General features: G+C 56.0%; 6 protein-coding genes. 1 reads left to right on the forward strand and 5 read right to left on the reverse strand.

The annotated features are described in order from the left end of the window. On the forward strand, positions 1 to 910 hold a 910-nt coding region (locus VI895_07260; GenBank protein ID HLG19602.1), incomplete at its 5' end, for a hypothetical protein. A 7-nt stretch (positions 911 to 917) separates the two neighbouring features. Here the strand turns inward: VI895_07260 and VI895_07265 are convergent. From VI895_07265 to VI895_07285, 5 genes are all read right to left on the reverse strand, one after another. Beyond that, on the reverse strand, positions 918 to 1799 hold the full coding sequence (locus VI895_07265) for a hypothetical protein (protein ID HLG19603.1): 882 nt from the start codon (positions 1797 to 1799) through the stop codon (positions 918 to 920). Positions 1800 to 2029: 230 nt separating this feature from the next. Continuing rightward, positions 2030 to 2590, reverse strand: coding sequence for a biotin transporter BioY (locus VI895_07270; GenBank protein HLG19604.1), 561 nt, complete (start codon positions 2588 to 2590; stop codon positions 2030 to 2032). A 30-nt stretch (positions 2591 to 2620) separates the two neighbouring features. Then, positions 2621 to 3478, reverse strand: coding sequence for an ABC transporter permease (locus tag VI895_07275; protein ID HLG19605.1), 858 nt, complete (start codon positions 3476 to 3478; stop codon positions 2621 to 2623). Beyond that, positions 3475 to 4410, reverse strand: coding sequence for an ABC transporter permease (locus tag VI895_07280; protein ID HLG19606.1), 936 nt, complete (start codon positions 4408 to 4410; stop codon positions 3475 to 3477). The genes VI895_07275 and VI895_07280 overlap by 4 nt, the downstream gene beginning before the upstream one ends. Further along, positions 4407 to 5328, reverse strand: a 922-nt coding sequence (locus tag VI895_07285; GenBank protein HLG19607.1) for an ABC transporter substrate-binding protein, incomplete at its 5' end; no start/stop codon positions are given. The genes VI895_07280 and VI895_07285, both read right to left, overlap by 4 nt.

Genomic DNA, 5328 nt, shown 5'->3' on the forward strand with positions numbered 1-5328 from the left:
GAAACCGATCGAAGGAATCATGACCATGAAGGTGGATGGCCCGCCGTATCAAGCCCTCGTCAAAGTGAAATCGCCGTTTGAGACGGAGGTCGGAATCGTGGAACCTCATTCCCCGTCGTCACAACTCCTCATGTACGCACTGAGTTCAGAGCTCCCTCCGGTGTCGGACGAAGATTCTGATAAAACCTATCAGGCACAGATTAGACATTTTATGGAGGTTTACGGAACCATAGCGTACGACCGGAACGCTTTACAACTTCCGGGACGGGAACGTCCATTTGCAGGGCAAAGAGAACACTTTTCGGGCCACGTCCGCTTGCTCGTCGACGTATCTAACCCGCCGGACAATGAAAAAATCTCGTGCGTCGTCGTATACAAATTCAACCAAGGAAATATCGAATTCTTTTCTGCAGACGCGTCTCCGGGTTCAACGCAATCTGATACGGCTGATACCACGACCGGAGCGGACGCTGGGACTCCCGGCCCCACGACACCCGGCAAGGGACAGATAGATGCGCAACCCTACCTTGGCAATGGGGGTAAAGCGCCCGTGAAACCTCCAGTGAAATCGGCCGCCAAGACGGAAGAAGAGAAAAAGAATGAGGCAGCGGCAGCCGCAGAAGAGACTACAAAGAAAGAGACAGCGGCGACAGAGGAACAAAGGAAGAAAGACGAATTGGCGGCAGCGGAACTGGATAAGAAGTTAAAAGCTGCGGCAGCGGCCGCGCAAGCGACGCCTACGCCGACTCCCACGCCTCCACCGAAGTCGGGCGGCGGCGGTTGCAACGTCGGCGGTCTGGACGATGACTTTGCACGTCTGAATCTATTGGCCGTGAGCCTCTGGATGCTCTTGAGCGCACGGCGACGGGCGAGAAAACTCGCGCTGCTCGCGCAGAGAGCTCGGAACTAAACGAGAATTACGCTTCGCCGAGCGTCGGCGGAACTTCGTCAAAGCCGATCACACCGGCGTCGGCCACTTCCTCAACAGAGACCAAATCGCCGAGAACAGCGGGCGGCTGCGTCGGAACCGTCGCCCGTTCATCCTGCGGTTGGGCGAGCTTCGCGCTCCTCTCCGGCGGGACCGAACGATAGACGTAAGCCAGCTTTCGGATCTGGGACATGGCGCTCGGCGAAATTCCCGACAGGCTGACCATCTCGGAGACCCGGGTCCGTCGAACCCAGGTAAGCGAAGGAACTCCGATCGCGAAGAAACGACGAAGATCCATTTCGCTCACGCCATCCGTAACGCGCACGGCGCGATAGAACTCCACGAGATTCCGGACGGCCAAGCGATACCCGCGATACTGCAACCCGAATCGATCACACAAACTGATAAAACCTTTCATCACGACCTCCCGCATCGCCTGCGAACCGGTCTGTTCCGTTTCGCCCAGCGCCAACAAGACCAAGGAACGAAAAAACGTGAGATCCTCCGCGTGCTGGTTCAGCCCCACGGCTTCCACTTTGGGAATCAACGACGTCACGACGTACTCCGAAATTTCGAGTAGCTCGCGGGCGTATTCCCCCAACGTGATGGCTTTCATGTACCGGCCGATCGGGCTGAGCGTGTTTCTCGACAACGCCAAAAAGGTCTCCTGCATCTGCCGGATTCCATCGTCCGGACCCAATTCGGGATTCGCCTCCGAAGAAATATCGGCCAGCTCGAACGGCTGCTCGGCGTCGGCCGTCAATCCCTCGAGAGCTTTGTCCAGTTCGTCGATCAAATCGTCCGGCAGTTGGGCATTTTCATCCGATGCCGGAACGTCATTCGGGCGGGTGAAAGGATCCTCCTCAGACACGGGGCACCTCCGTTTTTGGGTAAGACCGATCCTCGTTCCCCAGAGACGGGGAGTGGAGAGATGTGGAAACCTGACCGCCGTCCTCAATACAAATGGGGGAGATCAGGGGCAGGCGGTGGCGGAAATTGGGCACTTTCGTTAACTTAGACTGATGGTAGTATATTGTAACCTATGGTCAAGAGAAAATTTTACACGCCTGGCGTGGGCTATTATTGCGAGTTTGCGATGAATTACAGAGTTCGGATTGCGCGATTCGGGAGGACCGAGACCGCGAAGACTTTCAAAATATCTCCAGGAATAAAGAAAACAAATCCAGTCAATAGCGCCTTGCTACAATCCATTCCTGTAAAAAGTTTGAGCTGAAGGACGCCCGGAATAAAGAGAACGAGCGAGACAAAGATGAGTCGCCAGGATCTTCCCCAAAATGTGAGTTGCCGCCAGCGGGGATGAATCCACGAGCCGGTGAGCGCCGCGGACGCCACGAAACCGATCAGGTAGCCTCCCGTCGCACCAAACAAATAGAGAAGATTGGAATGGGCGCCCGCAAACATCGGCAAACCGATCCCCCCCAATAAGAGATAAAGAAGCTGGGCGTACAGACCGTCGCGGCCGAGAACGACGCCGCTCGCGAGTACGGCCGCCGTCTGCAGCGTGATCGGGACCGGAGTGAACGGCAGAGGGATTTTGATCCAGGCCCCCAAGCCGGTGAGGATCGCAAAGAGCGAAATCCAACCGACGCGAACGGCCACGGTGGAACGATCGGCAACTTGGGTTTGGACGGCGGTCGACATCGAGCGAACATGCCAAAACTGAAACGTACGTCAAGCCTGCTCGTGAAGGCGGGGGTCGAGAGCATCCCGCAAGGAGTCCCCCACGATGTTCAAGGCCAAGACGATAAAGAACATGGCGCCGGTAGCGGCGACAAGTTGCCACCAGATCCCGCGCAGCAATTCTTCTTTGGCGTCGGCGATCATGATCCCCCAACTCGGCTCGCCTTGAACGCCCAAGCCGAGGTAGCTCAAGATGGCTTCCGATTTAATCGCGTAAATAAACCGAAGCGAAAAATCGATGATGAGGAGGTGAGTGACGTTCGGAAAGATGTGTCGGAATAGAAGCCTTCGGTGTCTCGCCCCCATCGCCCGCGCCGCCACGACGTAATCGCGCTCTTTGAGTTTCAACGTCTCGGAACGGATCAGCCGGCAGATTCCCACCCACGACGTCAGACCGACCGCGACATAAATCGCCGTGAGGCCGCGACCCAAAACGAAGCTCAGCGATGTCAGTAGAAGAATCGACGGAATCGATTCGACCGTGGAGTAAAGCCAGACCACAAGCTCGTCCCACCGGCCACCGAAATATCCGGCCAGCGCCCCCAGGACGGCGCCGATCGGTATCGCGATGACCGAGGCGACGAGGCCGACCGAAAAGGCGACTTCGGCGCCGTGAAGAACTTTCGCCCAGACATTTCGGCCCAAGAGATCGGTCCCCAACCAATACGTCGGATTCGGAGCGACGTAGCTGGGCCCCACGCGCGCGGCGTAATCCCACGGGAGAAGATGAAACGCGGAAAGCAGCGCCACGAACGCATAGCTTGCAATTACCAAGATACCGACGACCGCAAACCGATCTCCCATCAAGACGCGGACGGCCTCCCGGCCGGGGGAATGGCGGCGGATCATTCGAGCACCACTCTTGGATCGACCTTGGCGTACAAAATGTCGGAGAAGAGATTTCCGAATACATATAGAATCGCACCGAGCACCGTGATCGCTTTGACGACCGGCCAATCGGCATTGTTGAACGCGTCCACGGTCATGCTGCCTAGCCCCGGAATCCCGAAAAAGTTTTCGAGAAGAAGCGAGCCCATAAAGAGAAACGGGATTTCGATTACCAGGCGGGTGACGATCGGGACCATGGCGTTCCGTAAGACATGGCTGAAGAGGACGCGGAGGGGGCCCAGACCTTTGGCGTGCGCCGTCCGAACGTAGTCTTGGCCCAGCTCCTCGAGAAAGATCGTGCGGAAAAATCGGACATCGGAACCGATCGCCAGAAGAATCCAGATAATCCAGGGCAATGCGAGATAGTTGAACCGATGGGACCACTCCGGCTCGTACCCCGAGATGGGAAAGAGATTGAATTTGAACGCGAGAAAGTATTGGCCGAGAAGAATGTAGGCCAACACGCTGACGCTCATACCGAGGACGCTGAGGACTACGATCAAACGGTCGAGAATCGTCCGGCGCAGGGCCGCCGCGATTAAGGCGATCGAGATCGCGAGGATTTCACTCATGAGGAAGGCGGGTACGGCAAGTGAAAGTGACGCCTCGGCGCCGTCGGCCAGCATCTTTCCGATCGTCTGCTTCGTCTGAAACGAACGTTCGAAATCGAGCGTCACGATCTGTCTTAGAAAACGGAGAAACTGAAGCGGGAGCGGCTGGTCGAAACCGTATTCATGGCGGTAAAGAGCCGCCTCCTCGGCCGTGGCATGCTTTCCCAGCATCTGGAGAACCGGATCGCCGCCGGCCACGTGAAAGACGATGAACGTAATTAAGGCCACGCCCAGAAGGATCGGAATGACGTAAAGCGTGCGCCGTACAATGTAGGCGGTCATTGAAGCAGGGGGAGCGTCTCGCGCTTTTCGTTTGAATCTATGTCGATGTACTTATACGCCCCCGGCGAAAAACTGTTTCGCTTGAAATTTCGAACCCATCCCTGACGAAGTCCGTGGGCGATCCGGTGAGCGAAGAAAACCCAAGGAATTTCTTCGTGAATAATGCGAACCATTTTCTTGATTATTTCCAACCGCTCCGGCCCGTCGGGTAGGTCGCGCATCTGGTCGTACAATCGATCATATACGGCGTTTTTGAAGTTCGCGTTGTTGGGCCCGGGAGAGACGTTTTTGCCATAAAGCAACTGTAGAAAATTCTCGGCGTCCGGGTAGTCCGCTCCCCAAGCCGCGCCGGTGAACTGAATTTGTCTGCGGGAAATTCGCGCCTGAAGCTGCGGCCAGGTGCCGATGCGAGATTCCATTTTGAGGCCGATCTGTTTTAGGTCGCTCGCGATCAATTCGAACCACTGTCGGTGCGTCGAATCCGCTACTCCGTCAAATTCGATCGGAGGAAACTCATTCCTTCCCGTGTCTTTTCGGTACTCCTCGAGCGACTTAGCCTTGGCTTTCTTGGCCTCTTCCAGGTTGTAACTCCAAGGATCACGAAGATCCGGGTCATAACCAAAAAGGCCCGGACCCACTGGGCCCTGCGCAGCGACGGCCCGATCATTGTAAAATAGCCGGATCATTTCTCTCCGGTTGATCGCCTGGCTGATGGCTTGACGAAGGGTTTTGTATTTGCCCAAAATCGGATCCTCAAGATTAAAGAGAAAATAGACAAGGTCCGGATCTTGTTCTCTGGTCAACGCAAATTTTCTTTTCTTCATGTCCTCCTTTAATTCGCCGTCGGCGCCAAACACCGAACTATACGCGTCTTTCGAGATCCCGCTGATGTCCAAACGGCCACGAAGAAAATTGAGC

The organism is Bdellovibrionota bacterium (assembly GCA_035292885.1).
Lineage (GTDB): Bacteria > Bdellovibrionota_G > JALEGL01 > JALEGL01 > DATDPG01 > DATDPG01.

Excerpts from the sequence above, each read along its gene's own strand:
- VI895_07275 (HLG19605.1), bottom strand. The coding sequence starts at position 3,478 with ATGATCCGCCGCCATTCCCCCGGCCGGGAGGCCGTCCGCGTCTTGATG.
- VI895_07270 (HLG19604.1), bottom strand. The coding sequence starts at position 2,590 with ATGTCGACCGCCGTCCAAACCCAAGTTGCCGATCGTTCCACCGTGGCC.
- VI895_07280 (HLG19606.1), bottom strand. The coding sequence starts at position 4,410 with ATGACCGCCTACATTGTACGGCGCACGCTTTACGTCATTCCGATCCTT.